Genomic DNA, 21,497 nt, shown 5'->3' with positions numbered 1-21,497 from the left:
GTCATATGATGTCACACCTCGCCCATATGTTTGTGCCATGCCTCATAATAATATGCGACAGCTATCTGATCAAATGGTGCTTCCATAAGCTCGATTCGTGCCATCAGCGATTGTAAGCCCTCCTGCACCTTCTGCTGCACTTCTTTTGAATAATGATACATGACTTTATGCTGCTCATATTCATCTTGATCGACGATATGCGCTTCTCCTCCACATGGCAGAATCACATCGAGATCGTAGTCGATGTAAGTCAGGACGCCCTCACCAAGAAAAGGCGGCGACGCCATGTTACAGTAATAACGCGTTCCCTGATCCTCCATTAGACCAACGACGTTGTACCACTGCCCCGGGATAAAGAAGGAAACCGCAGGTACACGGCTAATCCACTGCGTTCCGTCCGCTTCCTGTATCGGCGTTTGCTCGTTTACGATGACATGCATGGATTCCGCGGCGTGCTCCGGAAGGAGCAGCGAATCCGGCACCACCCAGTTCTTCAGCCACATCCGGTGCAAATGGCCGTCATGCTTAAAGCTCTTAATGACGCAAGGATGAAAGTATTCCATAAAGTTGCCGTGCTCCTACAGAAATTTCTTAATTTTCTTACCCATACTAATAAGAAAAGCACATCCGTCCGCCAAAATCAATGGCGAGCCCAGACATGCTTCTTAAAAAACAAATGATTGATCACTTAACCGGCGACGATACTTAGCTTCTGAAACGACCTAAAAAAGTCGTTTGCCGCATAGCCGAGCGATTCATAGAGGGAAAGAATCGGCTCATTATGCTCGTCTGCCGTAATCATGATTTTCGAAACCTTCCGCTGCTCAAACCGCTGCTTCAGCGAACGGATCAACGCTTTGCCGATACCCTGACGCTGATAGCCAGGATGAACCGCCACACGATAGTAGTACCCTTTATTGTCATCAATCGTACCGATAATCATCCCGACAATCTCATCTTTAGCCAATGCGACCAATACCAGCTCGCTGTCCCAGGACAGCTGGCGGGCAAAAGCCTCCATCGTCTGTTCATAGCACTCTTCTGATAAAACCGTTTCTAAAAGTTGCGTTACAGGCCGGTAGTCGGACAGCTGGAAGGAACGAACGTGCATGATTCAAACCTCTCATTCGCAGTATCATATTTTTAGATAAAGTTAATAATACGACAAATTGAATCGAATTCCTTCTAAAACCTTAAAAAAACCTTAAAAAATTCAATAAATCTCTATAATACTGCTGAAAGCGCTTCATTATAAGCGCTTTCATGTCGAATCCTGCTTCAATTGGTTTCTTCGACCAGGTATGGCGACCTATAACACTCATTCCTATCTTATAAGATTAGGAATAAAATATAAACCTACCTTTGTATCTATTTCTATTCGGGACAAGATAAAAAAAGCACAGCGTTATACGCTGTGCCTTAGGCTGACTGAATTAATTTACCGATAATTATGAGAGGTTTCCACGGTGCCGTCACGCCGGTGAATAATCGCACTGACCATCCGACGCCAATTGCTGTGCCTTCTCCACTGCATCCGCCTTGGTAGCGAACAACTCCTTCGGCTCGTCTATCCCTTCCCTCTTGATGGCCCATTGTCCATCATGGGGGACGACATGCAAGTGACGATCGGCGCCGGGCACCTTCTTTCCATGATTGTGACGATGGTCCGGATGATTCTCGTCCCATTCCTTAGCCTGAGCCGTAGCGATTGCGATCGCCCGCCCTTCTTCATAGCCATCATCAAGAAGGGCATTAGCAATCTCTACCGCTTTATTACGTACTCTCGGCTCGAAATTTTTAAGCGAGTCCGGATAATCTGATTTTGTCCAAGGCATATGATCCCTCCTGCCTTCTATTAAGGACGTGTGACACGCTCGTTGTCATATAAATCGGAGTTCTCCGATTTATGCGCGCGGAACGTTTCATAGGCATATTGATCCCGCTGGCTGTCGGCATCGACCATGACGAGTATGCGACCGCTTCTCACATATTCATCATATCGCTCGGCTTCCTCTCTTGGAATGCCCATTCCGATGAGCCCGCCAACCAGGCCTCCCGTCCACGCGCCTACAGCCGCACCCGTAATTGTGGCAGCGATCGGACCTGCAGCGAGAATCGGACCGATACCTGGTATGGCAAGCGCGCCAATGCCTGCTAACAGCCCGGTCACCCCTCCCAGAACACCTCCAGTAGCCGCACCTGCAGTCAATCCTTCGGCAGCTTTTGTCACCGTGCTTTCCGTCACTTCTTCAACATCATCCTTGTCCTTGGCAATGACGGATATTTCATCCGATGCATAGCCCTGCTGCTTCAAACCTTCTATTGCATTGATAGCACCCTGATACGTATCAAATACACCTACGATTTTTTGTCTTGTGCTCATGTTCATTACCTCCTCGTTTAGTCTTCGAAAGCGAATAAGAACGTTAAAGCTTCAGACATTCGGTTAATCAGAGGTCAAGCTTGCTTACCTTTACCACTAGTTCTTCACTATGAATCGCTCATCTGCTGTTTCCTATTTCCCGGTAACCAACGCTGATTAGACAAGCGGTTTACTGTTTAATAAAATAAGGGGTAAACGAAGCTCGCCTCTGCTGCATAAAAGTTCAGATGTGCGGATATTCTAGTTCGGTAGTCGGCATCAGACCGACTTTCCAAACATAAATGTTGATTTATTATCAAAAAACAGAGATAATGGTATTGAATCTTTACATACTACTTAGGAGGTTGTTAATGATGGCACATCAATTACCAGCTTTGCCTTATCCAAACAATGCGCTTGAGCCGCATATCGATGCAACAACGATGGAAATTCACCACGACCGTCACCATAATACGTACGTAACGAACCTGAATGCTGCACTGGAGTCCGCTCCTGAGCTTCAAGACAAGTCGGTCGAAGCGTTGATCGCGGATCTGAATAGCGTTCCTGAAGCCATCCGTACAGCCGTTCGCAACAATGGCGGCGGCCACGCGAACCACAGCTTGTTCTGGGAAACAATCGGCCCGAACGCAGGCGGCGCACCTTCCGGCGCACTTGCTGCAGCAATCGACAGTGAGCTTGGCGGCCTCGAGCAGTTCAAAGCCGATTTCGCTAAAGCAGCTACGACCCGTTTCGGCAGCGGCTGGGCGTTCCTTGCTCTTAGCAACGGTAAACTGAAAGTATACAGCCTGCCTAACCAAGACAGCCCAATCATGGAAGGCGACACGCCTCTGCTTGGTCTGGACGTGTGGGAGCATGCCTACTATCTGAAATATCAAAACAAACGTCCTGACTACATTGCAGCGTTCTGGAATGTTGTAAATTGGGACGAAGTTGGCAAACGTTACGACGCAGCGAAGTAAGACTCGCTAAACGGTTAACGATTTGCAATATGGAACAGGCGCGGGTCGATGAATCGACCCGCGCCTGTTTTTATTTGTTATTGTTTGAATTGTGCATTAAAGGTGGGATTGTAGGGCCGTCCGGATCTGTCCCAGCGTGCGATTCAATTCCATTTGGTCGATTTCGATTACATGCTCGCACTGCTTTCGATACTCGAACTCTTCCGCATGCTGCGCCAAATAGCTACCGATGCTATCCTCTGCCTCTCCGTTTGCCTCCAGCCGTTCCCGGAGCGTTAGCTTGTCGACATAGAGAAACAATCGCACCACACGCTCACCATACCGTTTTTTTAGCGCGGAAGCGCCATTCCGATCTAGATTGAGATAAACATGACGCCCTTCCCGCAGCGGCTTCTCCAGCTCCTTCCGCAGAATACCATAGCGTTCCTCATGGATGGTAGCGGTCAGAACAAATTCCCCGTCCTGCTCCAACGCATCGAATACCTCTTGAGAAATGTACTCATAATCCTGCTCCCGTCCTTCTTGTCCATACGGAGAATGCGTCGTGCACAAACGGATATAAGGGGTTCCCAGCTCGCTGCCGATCCGGTGAGCGATTGTTTGTCCTCCTGACCCGCTCGTGCCTGTAAATATAAAAATGAATGGTCCAGCCATCGTGAACGCCTCCTTCTCCAAGACAACGTGATGGATTGCTTGCGGCATTCCAGTTGCAAACGAGACTGATGCTTGCTGCCCCTAGGGTACAAAGTCCTGGGAACACCGTATATATTCGACATACGGTTGAGAAATTCCTGTTTCACGATTTCTGCTGCAAATGAAGCTTTTAGCAGGTATTTATAGCCTCTGGTAGAGGTGCTCCCTACAAAATCGCCATACACGAGATGGGCGGATGCCGCATACACTGGATCGAGACGTTTACCCAATCTGCTACGTTAAAGGAGATTGAGCACATGTGGTTTAATCCATATCATGCTGGCTTAATTCCGGAAGGCTATACCGGAACCCGCGCAGCAAGAGCTGGCGGCGATTGCGGCTGTGGCGGACCGCGCGGCATGATGCCGGGACCGGGGCCGATGCCAGGACCGGGGCCGATGCCAGGGCCAGGGCCGGTGCCAGGACCAGGGCCGATGCCAGGACCAGGACCGATGCCAGGACCAGGGCCGATGCCAGGACCGGGGCCGATGCCAGGACCGGGGCCGATGCCAGGACCGGGGCCGATGCCAGGGCCAGGGCCGATGCCAGGGCCGGGGCCATTCCCGCCAGGGCCGGGGCCATTCCCGCCGGGGCCGGGGCCATTCCCGCCAGGGCCGGGGCCATTCCCGCCAGGGCCGGGGCCATTCCCGCCAGGGCCGGGGCCATTCCCGCCAGGACCGGGGCCATTCCCGCCAGGACCGGGGCCATTCCCGCCGGGGCCGGGACCATTCCCGCCGCCTCCCCCGCCATTCCCGTTTCCATTTCCGTTCCCGTTCCCAGTGCCGATACCGCCATTCCCTGGACCGGGGCCGTTCCCGCGCTTTGTAACGGTAGTCATCAACGGCGGTCCGTTCTTCCCATGGGTGACGAATTCGTACACGACTAGATTTTTCCCTGGAATAACTATTTTCCAAGCGCTTGCCGCAACAGGCGTCGTCCGTTTTGGACCCGGCGGTCAGATCGTAGCCGTTAACGGCGTGGTCATTGGCGGAAGCGTGAATTACATCTTGCGTCTTAACGGCAGACCAATTCCAGTTAACCTGCTTAACTTCCCTCTTCAACCAGGCGATGCAGTATCGCTGCAATTAACTGTTTCCGGCACTCCTCGTGAAGACCAGGAACAACTGGGATCGCTGCCTGAAGATCAGGAATCGCAATTCGTTGATTACGATGATTACCGGTCTGATGAGGAAACCTCAGAAGAACATACACCGGATTAACCGTTAAGGGCATTACACAACGAAGGTCCAGCTGCAGAGGATATCCTTCTGCCGCTGGACCTTCGTATTTATGAGAATATGGATTAGTTCATACCCGCTTGCTCTTTAATCGCCTTCAGCCGCTTCATCACATCATTGGCGCCCCGTCCGAAATAATCATGCAGCGCATTATATTCCGCATACAATTTATCGTACACCGTAACGTTCTCGGGAATTGGCTTGAAGGTTTCTTCCCTGATGCGAGCCATGCTCTGCGCGGCATCGACGATTGTTTCATAACCTCCGGCTGATGCGCCTGCGGCAACAGCTCCGAACATAGCTGCACCAAGTGCCGGCGTCTGTTTGGAGGCGGCAATCTTAATTTCGCGATTGGTTATATCCGCGTAGATCTGCATCAGGAGGCGGTTTTTCTGCGGCAGCCCGCCGCAGGCGTAGAGCTCTTCGACCGTTACACCATTATCTTGGAATGCTTCGACGATCTTCCGCGTACCGAAAGCGGTCGCTTCCAGCAGCGCACGATACATCTCCTGCGGCTTCGTCAGCAGCGACAACCCGACGAACACGCCCGTCAAATCCGTGTCCACGAGCACGGAGCGATTGCCGTTCCACCAGTCAAGCGCGAGTACACCGGATTCGCCCGGCTTCAGCTCGGCCGCATGTTTCTCCAGCCACTCATGCACGCCGATGCCCTCTTGCTTCGCCGTCTCGGTAACATATGCCGGTACAGACTCATCCACAAACCAGGCAAAAATATCTCCAACAGCGGACTGTCCCGCTTCATAGCCGAAATAGCCCGGAACGATGCCATCCTCTACAACGCCGCACATGCCTTCAACCGTCTTCTCCTCTGTGCTGAGCAGCAGATGGCAGATCGAGGTTCCCATGGCCATGACAAGCTTGCCCGGCGTAACGACGCCGACCGCAGGCACGGCGGCATGCGCGTCAATATTGCCGACAGCAATCGCCGTTCCAGCCGATAAGCCCATTCGCTCTGCCATAGCCGCGGTTAACTCGCCAGCTTTGGAGCCTTGAGGAAGCACGTCGCCGCGCAGCTTCGTTTCAGCCAGCTGCTCAAGCCGCGTATCCAGCGTCTTGAAGAAATCCGAGCTTGGATACCCCTCCTGTTTATGCCAAATCGACTTATAACCGGCTGTACAGCTGTTGCGCACGATGCTGCCGGTCATTTGACCGATGACCCAGTCGGCCGCTTCAACGAACTTATCTGCCGCGTCATAGATTTCAGGCGCCTCGTCTAAAATTTGCCATGCCTTCGCAATCATCCATTCCGAGGAAATCTTACCTCCATAACGGAGCAGAAACTTCTCGCCCCGCTCGGCGGCAAGCTTGTTGATCAGATTCGCCTCGTCCTGCGCGGCATGGTGCTTCCACAGCTTTACCCAGCTGTGCGGATTATCCACATGGGTCTTATCATAGCAGAGAGGTTGCCCGGCTTCATCCACCGGAAGCATCGTACATGCCGTAAAATCAATGCCAAGCCCGATTACCTCGCTGGGGTGAATGCCAGCTTCCTTCATGACCGCCGGTACAGATGTCTCCAGTACCTCGATATAATCCGCAGGATGCTGCAGGGCCCAGTCGAGCTCCAGTTTGTATCCGCTTACAGGTAGCTTCTCATCAATAACGCCGTGACGGTAAGGGGTCACATGTTCTGCAATCTCCGCACCATCAGACAGTCTAACAAGCACCGCACGTCCCGATTCCGTTCCATAGTCGACACCGATTGCAAACTTGCTGCTCATCCAAATCTTCCCCCTAATAAGTGATTAAAGCTAACCCCCGCATGATCATCTTCAGCTTACCTTTGTCCGTAATACGCATTGTTCCCATGCTTGCGCAAATAATGGCGGTCGAGCAAATTCTGATCCATGGGCTGCACGTCCGGATTGAGCTGGAACGTATGAAGTGCCATCTTAGCCACTTCTTCCAGTACGACCGCGTTATGGACCGCATTATGCGGATCCTTGCCCCAGCAGAACGGCGCATGACTGAACACCAGCACGGAAGGCACCTGATTGGGATCGATGCCGCGCTTCTCGAACGTCTCAATAATGACATGCCCAGTTTCCAGCTCATATGCGCCATTAATTTCTTGCTCTGTCATCGGACGCGTGCATGGTACTTCGCCATAATAATAGTCCGCATGCGTTGTCCCGAGTGCCGGAACTGCACGTCCTGCTTGTGCCCAGCTCGTTGCCCAAGGGGAGTGCGTATGTACAATCCCACCGATACCTTGAAATGCGCGATACAGCGCGGCATGCGTCGGCGTATCCGAAGACGGACGAAGATCGCCTTCTACGACTTTTCCAGCCATATCCACGACAACCATCTGTTCAGCGCGAAGCTCATCATACGGAACGCCGCTCGGTTTAATCACAATAAGACCGCTCTCTCGGTCAATACCGCTCACGTTTCCCCATGTGAACGTAACCAAACCATATTTGGGCAGGTCCATGTTGGCTTCCCAGACCGATTGCTTTAATTCATCCAACATCCTTTGTTCGGCTCCTTTCTTGAAATGAAGCAATACACCTATCGGGTCAAGATTGCGGTATGAAGCAATGCTCTCCGCCTATTTGACGTTCAAGATAAAAGGAACGACGAAGACAGAACCGCCGCGTTGAAATTGTCCCCAAACCTTGTAGGTTCCGATAGACGGGAATGTCGTAGCAAACTGGGCTTCAGGCCCTGTGCTTTGCTCATCCAGCGGGTGTACGTGCAAATAATGCTCTGCGTTGCTGTCCATGATGACCACATGACCGACAGCACCCAAATAAGGCTCCAAGTCACGTACCGGCTTCCCTTCTCCGTCATTCTCCGCGAACGAGAACGTCATGACCGCTTCCTCCCCAGCCTGTGGCTGATGATGAAAAGCCAGCCTAACGCGAACCCCATTCTCCGCGCGTTCCAGTATCCGATCCTCTGCAAGGACCGGCTCCACTTGCGCCTTGCCCTTCACTTGAACCCAGCTGCTGCTTGTCGTTGCGCCGATTCCAGTCGGGATATAGTCCGCGGTCAGCTTGTAGTCGCCCCCTGCCGGGAACGTTATACGGGTCTCAAACACACCGCCAGACATCTCCACGGGGTGTAGATGCATAAATTCCGACAAACCCCGGCTTACGATGATCAGGTGCAGCTTCTTCTCATGCCCGATATCCAGCTTATCCACCAGTTTACCCTCTTCGCTGACAATTGCAATACGAAGAAGCGCTTCCTCGCCCGCCTTCGGTTTCCCGTCAATCCATGTCCATATCGCCTTGGCACCCTGTCCAACCGCTGTATGACCCGCCGCATCCGAAGTCGGCTTCGGAGCCGACATCCCATGGTGACTGTGACCACCTGCGTCGGTGCCTCCTTCCTCGGCAGCCGCACTGCCGGCATCTGAGGATGTAACTGTCCGGCCTACGCCACCCATGCCGCAGCCCGAATGGCCGGACAGGATTAGAACCACAGCGATGATCAGCGCCATTCGGAGTCCCGCTCTAATCCGCTTCATAGTGATGATTGCATGCCTCGCTTTCAGGCCCTTATTGGCAGCTAGCTTGTCGTGCGGCTCGCACCTTCGCCTAAGTTCTGCAGCTTGTGGAGTAAATAGTTATGTACATCCTCAGACAAATCCTCGCGCTCCAGCGCCAAATCGATCGTAGCTTGAACAAAGCCAAGCTTATCACCGACATCATACCGGCGTCCTTCAAAGCGGTAAGCCTGCAAAGGTGAGATTAAATTTAAACGCTGCAGGCTGTCGGTCAATTGGATCTCGCCGCCCTTTCCGGGCTCCGAACGTTCCAATAAATCAAAAATTCCCGGTTCCAGGAGGTAACGTCCAACTACGGCCAGATTCGAAGGAGCCTCCCCTGGCGCAGGCTTCTCCACAAGACTCCGCACGCGACCTCTTCCGAGGCTCTCATCCAGATCGACGATACCGTATTTGTGAGTTTGATCCCACGGCACCTCCATCACGGCGACGACCGAGGATGGCCCCGTCTCATACAGGTCAATCATTTGTCTCAGACAAGGGGGTTCAGACAGCAGGATGTCATCGCCGAGCAGAACCGCAAACGGCTCGTTTCCAATGAAGCTGCGCGCACAAAGCACGGCATGACCGAGCCCAAGCGGTTCGCGCTGACGGGTGTAGCAAATGTCCGTCATGCGCGATATGCTGCGGACAACATCCAGCATCTCTGCCTTGCCATGCGCTTCAAGCTCCGCCTCCAGCTCGTAGGATTTGTCAAAATGATCCTCGATCGCCCGTTTGTTCCGCCCCGTAACGATCATAATGCTTTCAATGCCGGAAGCGACTGCTTCTTCGACAATATATTGAATGGCCGGTTTATCGATCAGAGGCAGCATTTCCTTTGGCTGTGCTTTCGTCGCAGGCAGAAACCTCGTCCCTAAACCTCCTGCTGGTATAATTGCTTTACGTACCCGTTGTGACACGATATAACCTCTCCCTCCTACGACCGGTAACCGCATCGTCCTTCAAGCTTCTAATGACTGGCTCATGCAGCCACATTGGGGCGGAAATCCCGTTCCCCGTCTCTTTTCATCATACCCCCATTTCCCTCATTCTACCATGCCTGAAAGCAAAATATTTGAATGATTACCTTGTTTCACGAGCGTTTGACATCGCCTTTCCATTCATGCCACACTGGGAGCAAATCATGTTGCCAAGGAGTGAAGTTCATGCTGGTCAGCCGTACTCTCCGTACATCAAAGCGAGATGAAATGATCGATATCACACGTGAAATCGCCTCAATAGTTAGCAGGGAACAGCTTGTGGATGGCACTGCCGTCATCTACTGTCCGCATACGACAGCTGGAATTACCATACAAGAAAATGCCGATCCTGACGTGAAGCATGATGTTCTAATGCGGCTGGATGAAATTTATCCATGGGAGCATCCGAAATACCGCCATGCAGAGGGCAACACGGCCTCTCATTTGAAGGCCATAACAACCGGTACCTCGCAAACCATTATTATTTCGGGCGGGAAGCTGCTCCTAGGAAGATGGCAAGGTATTTATTTCTGCGAATTCGACGGTCCCCGGACTCGCGAGTATGTTGTGAAGCTGATCACAGGATAATAAAAAACAGGTTGACATTTCTCCTTATTTATAATAATTTTAATATAGTAATAATTATTATTTGAGGTTGAATGGATCATCCGTTGTGGAGAAAACCCTAAGTAACGGAAACGGTCCGTCAGGATTAGCGGCTTGTTCATCTGCGCCATGAATGAGTGCCTCAAAATCATGCAGGACCGGGCTCGCGCAACGCTAGAGTCTGTTGGAGGCGTGATGCAGCGCCGGTCGAGGGTGAATCGCGAGCGATGGGAATAATCGGCTTGAAAGTGCGCCATAATGAAAGCGGCGAGGTAGAGCTGCTTGAAGCGGACGGCGTGTTCGCGGCCATCGGTCATACGCGGAAGAAACGGCTTCCATGGCTGACAGATCCACACGGATGAGCAGAGCTATATCGATGTTCGTCCCGGATACGTTCGAGACCGGTGTGACGCTTGTTTGCATAAGGTATCATGCAGCAGCGGCATTACCGGAAGAATCACAGCAACTGGAGCGGTTGTATGGCCGCACTGGACTGCGACCGTTTTCTTGGAATCGGCTCCACACCCTCGATTCGGAAGCGGACAATAGGGTTAAAGAAAAATAGAAGAAGACAAAGAAGGAGTGGTTTAATCATGGCAACAGCAGCAGCAGACAAAACAATTCAAACCGTTCTGAACAAGCAAGTATCCAACTGGAGCGTCCTTTACGTGAAGCTGCACAACTATCACTGGTATGTGAAAGGACAACAGTTCTTCACCTTGCACGTTAAATTTCAAGAGCTCTATGAAGAAGCAGCCCTGCACGTCGATGAGATTGCCGAGCGCCTGCTCGCGCTGGAGGGCAAACCAGAAGCGACGATGAAACGTTATTTGGAAACGTCCAGCGTGAAAGAAGCGACAGGCGAGGAAACGGCCGAGCAAATGGTGGATTCCATTATCGACGACTTCACTACCGTCATCGACGAGTTGAAGGATGGTATGGAAAAAGCAGAGAAGAAAGGCGACGACACGACCGCCGATATGCTGCTTGCCATTCACAAATCGCTTGAGAAGCATGTCTGGATGCTCAAAGCATTCAACGGCCGCTAATTCCGATTCTATCCACATACAAAAGGCTGCCCCTTTTCGTAGCTCCAGCTACTCGAAGGGACAGCCTTTTCTGCTGTAATGGCGCATTTCATTCCGTGGTACAGTTTCTATGTCTGAACAGGTAGTAAGCAGCCACAGCCATACATCGTCAGTTACAGCTTGCTGCGGCTATATAAAGGAACCAATGATGGGCACTACCGCTGGTATAGACGGCCCCAGTTACTAAGTGTATTGGTACATCCCGTGCTGACGTGCTACTGCTTCTATCCGATAACCGGATAATACTTCAACGACTAACGCTTTCTTCACTTGAACGGGGCACCGAAATTATCTTATTAGTGTATCTGTAGCGGGTGAAGTGACCATGTGGATTAGGGACTGTCTAGTTTCTTACTCTTACAGCGCCTTATCCGATTCGCTGCACCGATCTTCTACTCCTGTAACACCCATAAACGGTCTTACAGCTCGACATTTCGCCTCGGCGGCCATCTGTTAGACCCTTTTTTGCTCTTACAGCGCCTGATCCGATTCGCTGCACCGATCTTCTACTCCTGTAACACCCATAAACGGTCTTACAGCGCGACATTTCGCCTCGGTGGTCACCTGTAAGACCCTTTTCTACTCTTACAGCGCCTGCTCTGATTCACTGCACCGATCTTCTGCTCCTGTAACACCCATAAACGGTCTTACAGCGCGACATTTCGCCTCGGCGGTCACCTGTAAGACCCTTTTTTGCTCTTACAGCGCCTGCTCCGATTCGCTGCACCGATCTTCTATTCCTGTAACACCCATAAACGGTCTTACAGCTCGACATTCCGCCTCGACGGTCATCCGTAAGACCCTTTTTCTTGCTCTTACAGCGCCTGATTCGTTTCGCTGCACCGATCCGCTGCTCCTGTAACACCCATAAACGGTCTTACAGCTCGACATTTCGTCTCGGCGGTCATCTGTAAGACCCTTTTTACTCTTACAGCGTCTGATTCCATTCGCTGCACCGATCTTCTGCTCCTGTAACACCCATAAACGGTCTTACAGCTCGACATTCCGCCTCGGCGGTCATCTGTAAGACCCTTTTTTACTCTTACAGCGACTGTGATCCATACTTCGCCACAATGGTGATATGAATCAGGGGGAAACGTCCGACTGACAGTTCGGTATCAGTTCGGTCTTTGCTCGGTCTTTGCTCGGTCTTTGCTCGGTCTTTGCTCGGTCTTTGCTCGGTCTTTGCTCGGTCTTTGCTCGGTCTTTGCTCGGTCTTTGCTCGGTCTTTGCTCTGCATCGACTCAGTATCGGCTGCCGGCAATTAACTCATGCAGCCTTAGCCTCTCGCTGGACCTGCAAATCGCCTAGCTCCAACTGCTCCAGCCAGTCGCCCTATTGCAGCGCTCGGGCCGATCGCCCATTGAGGCCAAGCAAGACAGTCGCCATTCATCCAAGGCGCGCTGACGCTAACCCTTCTTGTTCGCGACGATAAGCTCGGCCAGCTCATTCAGATACGTCCAGCGCTCCATCAGATGCTCCAGCTTTGCTTCGAGCTCCTGCTGCTCGACGAGCAGCTGCTGCAGCAGCACCGAATCGCTCACCGCAGCCTCCATGCGGAGCCCAATAGCTTGCAGCCCTTCCTCGGCTTTCTCGATATCTTCATCGATCGTCTCGAATTCCTTCTGTTCCTTGTACGACATCTTCAGTGGGCGCTGCACCTCTCTCACATTCGAAGAGCCGCTGTCCACAGCCGGCGCACTTGGCGTACTTGCGGGAGCACTCGCACGGGATCCCGCATCCGCCGCCACACTCACAGCCGCCTCCTTATGCTCCATGTAATCGGTGAAGTTGCCGACATGCTGCGTAATGACGCCATCGCCTTCGAAGGCGAAGATGCGCTCAGCCGTCCGGTCTAGGAAATACCGGTCATGGGAAACGATGAACACGACGCCCGGAAAATCATCCAAGTAGTCTTCGAGCACCGTCAGCGTCGCAATATCCAGATCATTGGTAGGCTCGTCAAGCAGCAGCACATTGGGCGCATCCATCAGGACGCGCAGCAGCTGTACACGCCGCTTCTCGCCGCCGGAGAGCTTCGCGATCGGCGACCACTGCTGGTTCGGCGGAAATAGAAACCGCTCCAGCATCTGAGAAGCCGATACCGTTGTCCCGTCGGAGGTGGTCACCCGTTCCGCGCCTTCGCGGATATAGTCGATGACGCGCAAACTCTCGTCCATCTCCTCCCGCTCCTGGGAGAACACGCCGAGCCGCACGGTGGGCCCGAGCCTGACCTCGCCGGCATCGGGCTGCAGCTGCCCCGAGATCAGCTTGAGCAGCGTCGACTTCCCCTGACCGTTACGGCCCACAATGCCGACGCGATCCTCCGGAACGGTAATATAATCGAAGCCCCGGATGACCGTCCGTCCTTCGAACGATTTCGTGACCCCTTCCATCTCTACAATCTTTCGGCCTAACCTGGACGAAGCTACCGATACGTCCAGCTTGCCGCCAGCCTTATCCGGCGCGGATGCCTGCAGCGTCTCGAACCGTTCGATACGCGCCTTCTGTTTCGTCGAGCGCGCTTTCGCTCCTCTGCGAATCCAAGCCAGCTCATTGCGCAGCAAATTTTTCCGTTTCGCTTCGGATGAGGCCTCGCGCTCTTCCCGCTCCAGCTTCAGTTCAACGAAGCGGCTGTAGTTCGCCGTGTAGAAATGGGCACGCCCGCGGTCGAGCTCCAGAATCCGATTGCTGACGCGATCCAGAAAATAACGGTCATGCGTAATCATGAGCAGGGCGCCCTTGCGCTTCTGCAGCATCTGTTCCAGCCAAGCGACCGATTCGTTGTCAATGTGGTTCGTAGGCTCATCGAGCAGCAGCACATCGGATGGCTGCACGAGCGCAGCCGCCATCGCAACCCGCTTCCGTTGCCCGCCGGACAGCGTACCCAGCTTCGCTTCGAACGACACGATGCCAAGCTTGGTCAAGGCCGTCTTCGCTTCGCTCTCCAGGCTCCAAGCTTCCAGCTCGTCCATCCGCTGATTCGCGCGCACCAGCCGCTCCTGCAGGGCAGGATCGCCCGCATTGAGCTCCAGCGCCTGCAGCGCTTCGGCGTATCCGCGCACCGCGCGCATATGCTCGGAGTCCCCTCCAAGCACATGCTCCAGCACCGTCATCTCCGGATCGAACACCGGATCCTGCGACAGCATCTGCACGCTTACACCGCCCACAACAAGAATAGAGCCCGAGTCAGGGGGCTCTATTCCTGCAACGACCTTCATAAACGTCGACTTGCCTGTTCCGTTTATACCAATGATACCGATTTTGTCGCCGGCTTCGATCCCGAACGACACGTCCTCGAACAACATTTTCTCGCCATAGCTCTTCGTTATATGATCAACCGTCAATACGTGCATAATCCAATCCCGCCTAACGTTAGCAATTCGCAAAAAGGCGCGTCTGCTCGACCGGATGCCGCCGCATCCCATCTCTACGCATTCGCGCCCCGCTCTACTAACTTTAAACGATGATTACGCTCCGATCAAATCTTTATTCGCGGCGAGCTCCGCTTTGCCAGCGATCGCAGCCATCGTACGGACGGATTCGAGCGGATAATGACCCGATGCCGTCTCGCCGGACAGCATAACCGCATCCGTACCGTCCCATACGGCATTAGCCACATCGCTCGCTTCCGCACGGGTCGGACGAGGCTGATGCTGCATCGACTCCAGCATTTGTGTCGCGGTAATGACGAACTTGCCCGCTTTGTTGCAGGCAGCGATCATCCGCTTCTGCGCTACAGGGACGTCCTCGATCGGAATCTCTACGCCCAGGTCGCCGCGCGCAACCATAATGCCGTCGGACGCTTCTATAATGGCGTCGAGCTCATCAAGACCCTCTTGATTTTCGATTTTCGAAATAATCTGAATGTGAGAAGCTCCCATGTCCGCCAGCATCTGCTTCACTTCACGGACATCCTCTGCGCGGCGCACGAATGACATTGCGATCATCTCCACGCCTGTTTCCACGCCAAATTGAATGTGCAGCTTGTCCCGCTCCGTCACGCCGGGCAGCGAGGTGCGAATACCCGGCAGGTTTACGCCTTTACGAGATTTAATAACGCCGCCGTTCACGATAACGCAGACGACCTCCGTCCCTTCGATCCGGACCACCTGAAGCTCGATGAGCCCGTCATCGATCATAATGCTCGTGCCTGCGGCAACGTCGCGGGTCAAGTCGTAGGAAACCGAGATACGTTTGTCCGTTCCAATTACAGGCTCCGTCGTCAAGGTCAGGAACTCGCCGCTCTTGAGCAGATAGGAAGGCTCCTGCAGGAGGCCGGTCCGGATCTCCGGTCCTTTGATGTCAAGCATCATTTGGACAGGCGTATTAAGCTTGCTTGCTGCTTCCCGAACGGCTATGATCCGCTGCCGATGGTCGTCCAGCTCACCATGTGCTAAGTTTAATCTTGCTATATTCATGCCTGCACCGATCATTTGCTCCAGCATGCTTGCCGACAAACAGGCCGGTCCCATCGTACAGACGATTTGCGTCTTCTTCATCTTCTCGTCCACTCCTATCACTGCGTTTCTCTCTACTTAAGTCTATTGTATAGGAGCCGCTGTTCAAGATCGATGAACTATAGTACAGTAAATATACTATAGTCTCACAATAATTGAGGGCTGCTAGATGTTCAGCATATTTCACATTCGACAGGAGCGGGGTTTTGTCCGCCATGAACGGCGAAGACTCGGCAGCGACAGCTATATCTTCGTCTGGGTACGATTCGGACAGAGTCATTACGAGCTTAGAGGCCACACCTACGTCTGCCGCAAAAACGAGCTGATGCTTATCCCCGCCGGCTGTCCCGGCTTCGAGCTGAAGGGCGATGGCGGGATCCGCGATATGATCACGATTCAATTCAGTCCCTCCATGGCCGGGGCTTCCGGGCTTCTCCCCCTTCTCGCCGCCAAGGCCCCTCTTCACTGGGCATCCCATATGCCCGAGCTTGTGGTGGAGAAGCTGCTTCTGCTCGCGGAGCAGTGGACGGAACGCGGGCGTTATTTTTCCGTGATGTGTGCAGCACTCCTGATGGAAGTGCTCGTCATCATCAGCCGCGAGGTTGACGAGGGAGAGAAGGCCCCGTCGGCAATCCAACATACGGATCGCATGAAACGGTACATCGAAGAGCATTACCGGGACAAAATAACAAAGGTGGAGCTCGGAGCCGTTGTTGGTGTAAGTCCCAATTATGCCGCTTCCATCTTTCGCAAGGTGACCGGGTTGACCATCAGTGAATTCGTTCATATGAAAAGATTAAAGACGGCACAGTATCTGCTCCGCCACTCTCAGCTTACGGTGCACGACATCTCTGAGCAGCTGGGCTACAGCGATCCGTCGTATTTTAACCGCACCTTCAAGCGGGTCGTCGGCAGGCTGCCTTCGGATTTAATCGCGGAACGCACCGCAAGAGAGTAGGCGCATCAGCATCGCCACACACGTAATCTATTAGGAAAGGATCGATAGCAATGAACGTTAACATTTTGAAGGCAGAATTGAAGCATTCCAAGCAGGACGGCTATAACGGCCATGTCCACTTTGAAGTGGAGGGCCATAAATCGGCCTATGAACTGACCCTGGTCAGCAAGAATGCCGAGGACTGGATGTACAGCTTAAACTTTCTGAACGGTCCTGGAAAGGAGATCCAGATCAATCAAGTCGAGGAGCAGCTGGAAGAGAATGACGAGCTGTTCGATACGCTGATTGACGCCGCGCTCGACGCTCTGGATCAGCCTTCAACTACGGAATCATAGGACGAACGCCAATTTTCGAAGACCTTATTTTGGAGCTAACCAAGATAAGGTCACTTTGCATTCTATGCCGGCTGCGCGGTTCCTGCTTGAAACATCCGTCCCCCTTCTCGTCATGCTTGACTCGTAGTATGATGCAAGTTGAGCCGGGCGTTACATAATCAATGGGAGAGGCTGTGTCAGCAGATCATGAATAGCGATAACGAAGTCATTCAAAAAACGTTCGCGATGTATACCATGTGCCTGGTCATCGACGGCAGCCGCGTGCTGCTCATTAATCGGCCCGATAGCCGCGGATTTCCCGGATATATCGGCCCCGGCGGCAAGGTCGATTTTCCCGAAAGCTTATCGGACGGCGCTGCGCGCGAAGTATGGGAAGAAACCGGACTTCGCGTTAGCGGCCTGGTGTACAAAGGTTTGGATGAGTACGTCGTTCCGAGCACCGGGTTTCGCTATATGGTATTTAATTATATCGCCACCGCCTTCGAGGGCGAACTGCTGCATAACCCGCCCGAAGGGGAGCTGCTGTGGGTACCGATTTCCGAAGCTCTTGAGCTGCCCATGCAGCCCTGGTTCAAACGACGCTTTCCCTATTTCTTCGAGGAGGGTACGTTCGAGATCCATGTGGAGTGGGATGAGGAAAACGACCGGATGATCAAAGAAACCGTGAAGAAGCTGTAATTCAATGCCTTCATCCCAGATGGCCGCGCATCAACAATAACCCCGTCTCACCTACTTCAATCGTAGATGAAACGGGGTTATTCACGAAGGAAGGACTTAACCGATCGGCTCCGGACGGGAAACCTCGAACTCGACCTTATCTCCTGGGGCCGACCCGATCGGTACGGACAGCATCCGCATCGCATCCATCGGCTTTAGCATCGCATGCATTTCGAACGGATCGTCGAAGGAGCCCTTCAGCCAACGTTCCACATGTTCTTCCTCCAGAATAGCAGGCATCTGACGGCTGTACGGCGAGACAAGACCGTTCGCTTGTGTCGTAATCAACGTGAGCGTACGCGTCTCCTCACCGCCTGTCGGCGCACGGAATATATCATACAATCCGGCGATAGCGAACGTCCCGCTGCGCATCGATACCTTCGCACGGTGCGTCTGTTTGCCCTCTGTCCTGCTTACATAGAAGCCCGTGCACGGAATGACACAACGCTGTCTTTTTAAGATCCGGTCAAAGATTGGCTTCCACAGCATCGTCCGGCTCTCCATCCATATCGAATCTTTCGCCCAAAACGGCATGAGCCCCCATCTAAATTCATCCAGCAGCCGGCCATCGTATGGATGCTCGAACACCGCACACACCGATTCCGTCGGATTAATCTCGCGCGAATGGGTCGAATGAAACAATACTTTTTCGATTTGATAACGCTCTGTCAGCTCCGACACATCAGCCGCACTTGATATTGCTTGGCACATGAGGACCACCTCGTCATTGTTTTGGCTAGTATTTGCCAGAACAAGGCGATCCATGCACGAACATGCAAGACTTATGCAAGTTTAACAGACGCGGGCTTCTGACCGGTAAGACCTATCAATACCTGCTTCTGTGTCCTCCGCGTCTCACATTGATCAAAGCATCCGGATCCGCTTTCAATGCCGCCTCCCGAATGGCAGCTTCCTCCAAACGGGAAACCTCCAGGTGCAGGGCAGTAAACCCTTCCTCTCTGCGAGGCTGCGAGGGCAGCCGAACAGCGATTCGACCCGTAGCCGCGGCTATCGCAGCCGCGACCTCCTCAGCCCTGCCGCTCTCAATGCGAATCATCCGCTCGAGCGCCGAGCTGCCGTAGAGAAACCGATTTGCCGCAAGCAGCACGACCGCCGTAGCAACCGCGGAATGCAGCAGCTGCTCGTACTCGAAGAGTGCCCATGCCGCAAGCAGGACCCCAGCATTGGCCGTAATGGAAAGGAGCAGCGCATAACGGCGCCCCATCCAAGCGGTCCCCATACGCTCTGCTGCATCCAGAAACCCTCCGCAGCGGATCACCAGACCAATGCCGATACCAAGTACCGCCCCTCCTAGAATTGCAGCCGGCATCAGGTTTTCAGTTAGACCCGGAACGGGATGCAAAGCCATTGAGGCAATGCCAAAGGCAAGCAGTCCATAAAAGCCGATAAACAACCTTTCCTTGTGAAGCCGGCGGGCGCCGAAGTACAGGAAGGGCAAATTCAATAATAAGAGCAGAATACCGATCCGCATCTCCATCCCATAGGCAAGCATCATAGAGACGCCCGTCATCCCGCTTACCACTAACTGGTTGGGCACGAGGAACAGCTCAATGCTCACTGAGGCGAGCAGCGCTCCCGCCACAACAAACAGTAAATCCATAGTCGGCTTCTTGGAGAAGCCTTCTCTTTCCTGGTCTATCCGTTCAGGATTCGTTACGTTCGATTCTCTCACGAGCGATCCCTCCCTTTCGATTCAGGTATTTACGGTTCTTGTGATGCCGCAGCCGCTTCCTTACGCTTATTATAGCTTCGTGTAAATTTGAACACGCGGTCCAGCGGCCCAAAGATGGCCTTCGACTCTTTCGTTAGCAGCGGCCCGAGCACTGCCAGGATCAGCACGTACAGCGCGGCAAACGGCTGAATGATCGGAAGCAGCCCGCCCGCTTTGGCCAGATTAGCCATAATGATTGAAAACTCGCCCCTTGCGACGATCGTAAGTCCAATATTGGCCGAAGCCTTCGGCGAGAGACCCGCAACCCGGCCTGCCCACATGCCTGCCACGAAATTGCCGAACAACGTAACGGCGACCGCACCCAGTGACATCCAGACCGCACCGCCTAAGGCGAACGGATCAATCGTCAGACCGAAGCTGAAGAAGAAGATGGCGCCGAAGAAATCGCGAAACGGAAGAATCAGATGCTCAATCCGCTTCATATGCTCGGTCTCAGCCAGTACAAGGCCGACAAGCAGCGCTCCAATCGCCTCTGCGACATGAATCGTCTCGGAGAAGCCTGCGATCATGAACAATCCGGCGAAAATCACCAGCATGAACAGCTCGTTGGAACGAATACGCAGCGCACGGTTCAGCAGAGGAACGCATTTGCGGCCAACGACGAGAATGAATAGCATAAAGCCGAGGGCAATCAACGCCGAGAGCGCCACGCCTCCAAAGGAAGAAGAGCCGCTCAGCACCAAGCCCGATACGATCGAGATATAGACGGCCAGAAATACATCCTCGAACATGATGATGCCCAGAATCATCTCTGTCTCCCCGTTCGCGGTCCGTTTCAAATCGACCAGCACCTTCGCCACGATGGCGCTGGAGGAGATCGTCGTAATACCCGCGACGATAAGAATTTCCTGAATCGGCAGCTGCATGGCCCAGCCGAACAGAAAGCCGAGCGTGAAATTAATTAGAATATAGATCGTTCCCCCGACCGCTATTGAACGGCCGGACTTCACAAGCCGGCCGACCGAAAACTCCAGCCCGAGGTAGAATAGCAGAAACAGAACGCCGATGCGGCCCATAAATTCGATCAGCGGGGCACTTTCGATAAACCTGAAATCAAAGTGCCACCACTCAATTGCATGCGGACCGACGGCCATGCCAACAAGAATATAGAACGGGATGACGGAAAATCGCAGTTTGGCTGAGAGTAATCCAGCCAAGGCGATCAAGCCAATTGCCACCCCGACCTCAAATACGGTGTGGTCCATGGCGATTAATCACATCCATTCACGAGAATTTGTTTGAACAGCTTGTGCTGGCCCCGCTCACCGGCTACGACTAGTGTGGATTCCGGCGTAAGCGTTACTTCCGGCCCCGGATTAATGTATTTAGCCTGTTTAGGCCCGATCAAGGCGATAATCGTTACACCGGTACGCTGGCGCACATCCATCTCTCCGATCGACTTCCCCGCACAGTGGTAGCCGGACTCGACCCTGTACCATTCGATTACGAGGTCGTCGAGCGCCACCTCGATTGATTCCAGCGCCTTCGGCGTATAGGTCATGCCGCCGATAACAGCCGCGACGAATCTCGCTTCATCATCGTCCAGCGTGACCATGGAGATACTTTCGTCCGGATCGTCGTATTGGTAGTGGTAGCATTCCCGCCTCCCATCGTCATGGACAACGATGACCAGCTTGTCACCTCCGCGGGTTAACAGCTGAAATTTCTTCCCGATTCCGGGTAAATCGCTTTCTCGAATATTCATCTTAGATACCCTCCTGCAAATGTTTTTCCCTTTTCAGGCATTCCCCATCCTTAAATGGTTACGTTCACATCCGTTTCGCCCCATAACCTGCCCGGATTTTTG

At 53.2% G+C, this 21,497-nt stretch carries 22 protein-coding genes and 1 pseudogene; 8 read left to right on the top strand and 15 right to left on the bottom strand.

Features of this window, described 5'->3' with window-relative positions; all coding sequences use genetic code 11:
* Nucleotides 1–11 precede the first annotated feature (11 nt).
* The 4 genes from NNL21_RS27790 to NNL21_RS27775 all read right to left on the bottom strand — a co-directional run bounded on the left by NNL21_RS27790 (nucleotide 12) and on the right by NNL21_RS27775 (nucleotide 2,383).
* Nucleotides 12–563, bottom strand: a complete 552-nt coding sequence (locus tag NNL21_RS27790; RefSeq protein WP_204820603.1) for a DUF402 domain-containing protein — start codon at nucleotides 561–563, stop codon at nucleotides 12–14.
* A 125-nt stretch (nucleotides 564–688) separates the two neighbouring features.
* Complete coding sequence (locus NNL21_RS27785; RefSeq protein ID WP_204820602.1) at nucleotides 689–1,111, bottom strand: GNAT family N-acetyltransferase; 423 nt, start codon at nucleotides 1,109–1,111, stop codon at nucleotides 689–691.
* A 361-nt stretch (nucleotides 1,112–1,472) separates the two neighbouring features.
* Nucleotides 1,473–1,835 (bottom strand): DUF2188 domain-containing protein, encoded by a 363-nt coding sequence (locus tag NNL21_RS27780; protein WP_309145360.1) that lies wholly within the window; start codon nucleotides 1,833–1,835, stop codon nucleotides 1,473–1,475.
* A gap of 20 nt (nucleotides 1,836–1,855) precedes the next feature.
* Complete coding sequence (locus tag NNL21_RS27775; RefSeq protein WP_204820601.1) at nucleotides 1,856–2,383, bottom strand: general stress protein; 528 nt, start codon at nucleotides 2,381–2,383, stop codon at nucleotides 1,856–1,858.
* Nucleotides 2,384–2,736: 353 nt separating this feature from the next.
* Here NNL21_RS27775 and NNL21_RS27770 point away from each other — a divergent pair, with 353 nt between their 5' ends.
* A complete protein-coding gene (locus NNL21_RS27770) occupies nucleotides 2,737–3,345 on the top strand; it encodes a superoxide dismutase (RefSeq protein WP_256555538.1) in 609 nt (202 codons plus the stop codon).
* 96 nt (nucleotides 3,346–3,441) lie between these two features.
* On the opposite strand, the gene NNL21_RS27765 is transcribed toward NNL21_RS27770, so the two are convergent.
* Entirely contained in the window at nucleotides 3,442–3,999 is a 558-nt protein-coding gene (locus NNL21_RS27765) for a guanylate kinase (protein ID WP_204820599.1), read from the bottom strand.
* Nucleotides 4,000–4,295: 296 nt separating this feature from the next.
* On the opposite strand from NNL21_RS27765, the gene NNL21_RS27760 reads away from it, so the two are divergent.
* Nucleotides 4,296–5,258: a hypothetical protein gene (locus NNL21_RS27760; protein WP_256555530.1), complete on the top strand. Its 963-nt coding sequence runs from the start codon at nucleotides 4,296–4,298 to the stop codon at nucleotides 5,256–5,258.
* 83 nt (nucleotides 5,259–5,341) lie between these two features.
* On the opposite strand, the gene NNL21_RS27755 is transcribed toward NNL21_RS27760, so the two are convergent.
* The 4 genes from NNL21_RS27755 to galU form a co-directional block, all read right to left on the bottom strand.
* Nucleotides 5,342–7,018, bottom strand: a complete 1,677-nt coding sequence (locus tag NNL21_RS27755) for a ribulokinase (RefSeq protein WP_204820597.1) — start codon at nucleotides 7,016–7,018, stop codon at nucleotides 5,342–5,344.
* Between the two features lie 56 nt (nucleotides 7,019–7,074).
* Nucleotides 7,075–7,770, bottom strand: a complete 696-nt coding sequence (araD, locus tag NNL21_RS27750) for an L-ribulose-5-phosphate 4-epimerase (protein WP_305880987.1) — start codon at nucleotides 7,768–7,770, stop codon at nucleotides 7,075–7,077.
* A gap of 78 nt (nucleotides 7,771–7,848) precedes the next feature.
* A complete protein-coding gene (locus NNL21_RS27745) occupies nucleotides 7,849–8,745 on the bottom strand; it encodes a DUF8832 domain-containing protein (protein ID WP_256555529.1) in 897 nt (298 codons plus the stop codon).
* A gap of 68 nt (nucleotides 8,746–8,813) precedes the next feature.
* Entirely contained in the window at nucleotides 8,814–9,749 is a 936-nt protein-coding gene (galU, locus tag NNL21_RS27740; RefSeq protein WP_204820596.1) for a UTP--glucose-1-phosphate uridylyltransferase GalU, read from the bottom strand.
* Nucleotides 9,750–9,959: 210 nt separating this feature from the next.
* On the opposite strand from galU, the gene NNL21_RS27735 reads away from it, so the two are divergent.
* The 3 genes from NNL21_RS27735 to NNL21_RS27725 all read left to right on the top strand — a co-directional run bounded on the left by NNL21_RS27735 (nucleotide 9,960) and on the right by NNL21_RS27725 (nucleotide 11,428).
* Entirely contained in the window at nucleotides 9,960–10,361 is a 402-nt protein-coding gene (locus tag NNL21_RS27735) for a secondary thiamine-phosphate synthase enzyme YjbQ (RefSeq protein ID WP_204820595.1), read from the top strand.
* 245 nt (nucleotides 10,362–10,606) lie between these two features.
* The gene (locus tag NNL21_RS27730) at nucleotides 10,607–10,741 is read left to right on the top strand and encodes a hypothetical protein (protein ID WP_256555528.1); all 135 of its coding nucleotides are present in this window, start codon (nucleotides 10,607–10,609) and stop codon (nucleotides 10,739–10,741) included.
* Between the two features lie 231 nt (nucleotides 10,742–10,972).
* Nucleotides 10,973–11,428: a Dps family protein gene (locus NNL21_RS27725; protein ID WP_204820594.1), complete on the top strand. Its 456-nt coding sequence runs from the start codon at nucleotides 10,973–10,975 to the stop codon at nucleotides 11,426–11,428.
* 1,448 nt (nucleotides 11,429–12,876) lie between these two features.
* Here NNL21_RS27725 and NNL21_RS27720 read toward each other — a convergent pair.
* Complete coding sequence (locus NNL21_RS27720; RefSeq protein ID WP_204820593.1) at nucleotides 12,877–14,823, bottom strand: ABC-F family ATP-binding cassette domain-containing protein; 1,947 nt, start codon at nucleotides 14,821–14,823, stop codon at nucleotides 12,877–12,879.
* A 147-nt stretch (nucleotides 14,824–14,970) separates the two neighbouring features.
* Nucleotides 14,971–15,969, bottom strand: a pseudogene (gene pyk, locus NNL21_RS27715) (pyruvate kinase); the annotation flags it as partial.
* Between the two features lie 127 nt (nucleotides 15,970–16,096).
* Here pyk and NNL21_RS27710 point away from each other — a divergent pair.
* The 3 genes from NNL21_RS27710 (at nucleotide 16,097) to NNL21_RS27700 (ending at nucleotide 17,898) form a co-directional block, all read left to right on the top strand.
* The gene (locus tag NNL21_RS27710) at nucleotides 16,097–16,885 is read left to right on the top strand and encodes a helix-turn-helix transcriptional regulator (RefSeq protein ID WP_204820591.1); all 789 of its coding nucleotides are present in this window, start codon (nucleotides 16,097–16,099) and stop codon (nucleotides 16,883–16,885) included.
* A gap of 50 nt (nucleotides 16,886–16,935) precedes the next feature.
* Nucleotides 16,936–17,220: a hypothetical protein gene (locus NNL21_RS27705; protein ID WP_204820590.1), complete on the top strand. Its 285-nt coding sequence runs from the start codon at nucleotides 16,936–16,938 to the stop codon at nucleotides 17,218–17,220.
* A gap of 186 nt (nucleotides 17,221–17,406) precedes the next feature.
* On the top strand, nucleotides 17,407–17,898 hold the full coding sequence (locus NNL21_RS27700; protein WP_204820589.1) for an 8-oxo-dGTP diphosphatase: 492 nt from the start codon (nucleotides 17,407–17,409) through the stop codon (nucleotides 17,896–17,898).
* Nucleotides 17,899–17,994: 96 nt separating this feature from the next.
* Here NNL21_RS27700 and NNL21_RS27695 read toward each other — a convergent pair whose 3' ends face one another.
* The 4 genes from NNL21_RS27695 to NNL21_RS27680 form a co-directional block, all read right to left on the bottom strand.
* A complete protein-coding gene (locus tag NNL21_RS27695; RefSeq protein WP_204820588.1) occupies nucleotides 17,995–18,648 on the bottom strand; it encodes an SOS response-associated peptidase in 654 nt (217 codons plus the stop codon).
* Between the two features lie 115 nt (nucleotides 18,649–18,763).
* Nucleotides 18,764–19,630 (bottom strand): YitT family protein, encoded by an 867-nt coding sequence (locus tag NNL21_RS27690; protein ID WP_204820587.1) that lies wholly within the window; start codon nucleotides 19,628–19,630, stop codon nucleotides 18,764–18,766.
* A gap of 29 nt (nucleotides 19,631–19,659) precedes the next feature.
* Nucleotides 19,660–20,895, bottom strand: a complete 1,236-nt coding sequence (locus NNL21_RS27685) for a cation:proton antiporter (RefSeq protein WP_204820586.1) — start codon at nucleotides 20,893–20,895, stop codon at nucleotides 19,660–19,662.
* Nucleotides 20,896–20,900: 5 nt separating this feature from the next.
* A complete protein-coding gene (locus tag NNL21_RS27680) occupies nucleotides 20,901–21,395 on the bottom strand; it encodes a cation:proton antiporter regulatory subunit (protein WP_204820585.1) in 495 nt (164 codons plus the stop codon).
* Nucleotides 21,396–21,497 lie beyond the last annotated feature (102 nt).

The sequence above is a fragment of the Paenibacillus mendelii genome (assembly GCF_024498075.1).
In the GTDB taxonomy this organism is placed as follows: domain Bacteria; phylum Bacillota; class Bacilli; order Paenibacillales; family Paenibacillaceae; genus Paenibacillus_Z; species Paenibacillus_Z mendelii.
Note: the sequence above shows the minus strand (reverse complement) of the source record. Positions and strands in the feature narration are given on the sequence as shown.

Bases quoted from the DNA above. Each gene is read 5' to 3' on its own strand.
- NNL21_RS27685 (WP_204820586.1), bottom strand. From the start codon at position 20,895: ATGGACCACACCGTATTTGAGGTCGGGGTGGCAATTGGCTTGATCGCC.
- NNL21_RS27725 (WP_204820594.1), top strand. From the start codon at position 10,973: ATGGCAACAGCAGCAGCAGACAAAACAATTCAAACCGTTCTGAACAAG.
- NNL21_RS27760 (WP_256555530.1), top strand. From the start codon at position 4,296: ATGTGGTTTAATCCATATCATGCTGGCTTAATTCCGGAAGGCTATACC.
- NNL21_RS27720 (WP_204820593.1), bottom strand. From the start codon at position 14,823: ATGCACGTATTGACGGTTGATCATATAACGAAGAGCTATGGCGAGAAA.
- NNL21_RS27755 (WP_204820597.1), bottom strand. From the start codon at position 7,018: ATGAGCAGCAAGTTTGCAATCGGTGTCGACTATGGAACGGAATCGGGA.
- NNL21_RS27730 (WP_256555528.1), top strand. From the start codon at position 10,607: ATGGGAATAATCGGCTTGAAAGTGCGCCATAATGAAAGCGGCGAGGTA.
- araD (WP_305880987.1), bottom strand. From the start codon at position 7,770: ATGTTGGATGAATTAAAGCAATCGGTCTGGGAAGCCAACATGGACCTG.
- NNL21_RS27710 (WP_204820591.1), top strand. From the start codon at position 16,097: ATGTTCAGCATATTTCACATTCGACAGGAGCGGGGTTTTGTCCGCCAT.
- NNL21_RS27680 (WP_204820585.1), bottom strand. From the start codon at position 21,395: ATGAATATTCGAGAAAGCGATTTACCCGGAATCGGGAAGAAATTTCAG.
- NNL21_RS27765 (WP_204820599.1), bottom strand. From the start codon at position 3,999: ATGGCTGGACCATTCATTTTTATATTTACAGGCACGAGCGGGTCAGGA.
- NNL21_RS27770 (WP_256555538.1), top strand. From the start codon at position 2,737: ATGGCACATCAATTACCAGCTTTGCCTTATCCAAACAATGCGCTTGAG.
- NNL21_RS27785 (WP_204820602.1), bottom strand. From the start codon at position 1,111: ATGCACGTTCGTTCCTTCCAGCTGTCCGACTACCGGCCTGTAACGCAA.
- NNL21_RS27700 (WP_204820589.1), top strand. From the start codon at position 17,407: ATGAATAGCGATAACGAAGTCATTCAAAAAACGTTCGCGATGTATACC.
- NNL21_RS27745 (WP_256555529.1), bottom strand. From the start codon at position 8,745: ATGGCGCTGATCATCGCTGTGGTTCTAATCCTGTCCGGCCATTCGGGC.
- NNL21_RS27775 (WP_204820601.1), bottom strand. From the start codon at position 2,383: ATGAGCACAAGACAAAAAATCGTAGGTGTATTTGATACGTATCAGGGT.
- NNL21_RS27780 (WP_309145360.1), bottom strand. From the start codon at position 1,835: ATGCCTTGGACAAAATCAGATTATCCGGACTCGCTTAAAAATTTCGAG.
- NNL21_RS27735 (WP_204820595.1), top strand. From the start codon at position 9,960: ATGCTGGTCAGCCGTACTCTCCGTACATCAAAGCGAGATGAAATGATC.
- NNL21_RS27790 (WP_204820603.1), bottom strand. From the start codon at position 563: ATGGAATACTTTCATCCTTGCGTCATTAAGAGCTTTAAGCATGACGGC.
- NNL21_RS27705 (WP_204820590.1), top strand. From the start codon at position 16,936: ATGAACGTTAACATTTTGAAGGCAGAATTGAAGCATTCCAAGCAGGAC.
- NNL21_RS27695 (WP_204820588.1), bottom strand. From the start codon at position 18,648: ATGTGCCAAGCAATATCAAGTGCGGCTGATGTGTCGGAGCTGACAGAG.
- galU (WP_204820596.1), bottom strand. From the start codon at position 9,749: ATGCGGTTACCGGTCGTAGGAGGGAGAGGTTATATCGTGTCACAACGG.